At 65.5% G+C, this 1,474-nt stretch carries 2 tRNA genes and 1 pseudogene; 2 read left to right on the forward strand and 1 reads right to left on the reverse strand.

The window, feature by feature from the left end:
• Positions 1 to 135: 135 nt before the first annotated feature.
• Together Y706_RS0120725 and Y706_RS0120730 are read left to right on the forward strand one after the other, a co-directional pair.
• A tRNA-Thr gene (locus Y706_RS0120725) sits at positions 136 to 212 on the forward strand.
• A gap of 453 nt (positions 213 to 665) precedes the next feature.
• A tRNA-Thr gene (locus Y706_RS0120730) sits at positions 666 to 742 on the forward strand.
• A gap of 279 nt (positions 743 to 1,021) precedes the next feature.
• Here the strand turns inward: Y706_RS0120730 and Y706_RS0120735 are convergent.
• Positions 1,022 to 1,474: pseudogene (locus Y706_RS0120735) on the reverse strand (pyridoxal 5'-phosphate synthase lyase subunit PdxS); the annotation flags it as partial.

Consider the following 1,474-nt stretch of genomic DNA (forward strand, 5'->3'; position numbering starts at 1 on the left):
GGCCTTCGCTGGGCGGGAGGGGCGTTGCGCGTTTTTCTCTGGGTTTTTCTCACCGGGCGTCGGTGGGCTAATCTTGTCTAGCGTCCTGACATCCACGCCATTTTGTGGCCCGGAGTTGTGTCAGGCAGCAGGAATGCCTCCTTAGCTCAGTTGGCCAGAGCACCGCTCTTGTAAAGCGGGGGTCGTCGGTTCGAATCCGACAGGGGGCCCCACGAACCCCTCCGTTCCGGCGATTTTGGCCGGGACGGAGGGGTTTTCTTATGTCTTAAAACGGGCGGCGGCCCCGGCTGTGGAGGTGGGCGGGCTGAACCTGGCGGCCGTCCCGTGGTGACGGGCCGCCGTCGTCGTTCAATCAGAAGCGCAAGGCGAAGGGCGGCGTTCGACTGCTTCTCCACAAACTCGGCGCCGAGGCGCCTCGCTTATGGAGCCTCTGCAGTCTCTCTTACTAAGCCAAGCGGGTTAGGCGCGCCTAGTTGATGGCCCGGCACCGGATCGTTCCGGGGCCGGGCCATTGCTTTGGGTTCGCTTTAGGCCTTCGCTGGGCGGGAGGGGCGTTGCGCGTTTTTCTCTGGGTTTTTCTCACCGGGCGTCGGTGGGCTAATCTTGTCTAGCGTCCTGACATCCACGCCATTTTGTGGCCCGGAGTTGTGTCAGGCAGCAGGAATGCCTCCTTAGCTCAGTTGGCCAGAGCACCGCTCTTGTAAAGCGGGGGTCGTCGGTTCGAATCCGACAGGGGGCCCCACGAACCCCTCCGTTCCGGCGATTTTGGCCGGGACGGAGGGGTTTTCTTATGTCTTAAAACGGGCGGCGGCCCCGGCTGTGGAGGTGGGCGGGCTGAACCTGGCGGCCGTCCCGTGGTGACGGGCCGCCGTCGTCGTTCAATCAGAAGCGCAAGGCGAAGGGCGGCGTTCGACTGCTTCTCCACAAACTCGGCGCCGAGGCGCCTCGCTTATGGAGCCTCTGCAGTCTCTCTTACTAAGCCAAGCGGGTTAGGCGCGCCTGTCGCCGATGTTCTGCTGAGCTACCAGCCGCGCTCGGCGAGGCGGTGCGGCTGCGGGATCTCGTCGACGTTGATGCCGACCATGGCCTCGCCCAGGCCGCGGGAGGCCTTGGCGATCTCGTCCGGGTCGTCGTAGAACGTGGTGGCCTTCACGACGGCGGCGGCCCGCTGGGCCGGGTTGCCGGACTTGAAGATGCCGGAGCCGACGAACACGCCGTCGGCGCCGAGCTGCATCATCATCGCGGCGTCGGCCGGGGTGGCGATGCCGCCGGCGGTGAACAGCACCACCGGGAGCTTGCCGGTCGCGGCAACTTCCTTGACCAGTTCGTACGGGGCCTGCAGCTCCTTGGCCGCGACGTAGAGCTCGTCCTCGGCCATGCCGGCGAGCTTCTTGATCTCGGCACGGATCTGGCGCATGTGCGTGGTGGCGTTGGAGACGTCCCCGGTGCCGGCCTCGCCCTTGGACCGGATCAT

Source organism: Arthrobacter sp. I3, from assembly GCF_000520575.1.
Taxonomy (GTDB): Bacteria; Actinomycetota; Actinomycetes; order Actinomycetales; family Micrococcaceae; genus Arthrobacter; species Arthrobacter humicola_A.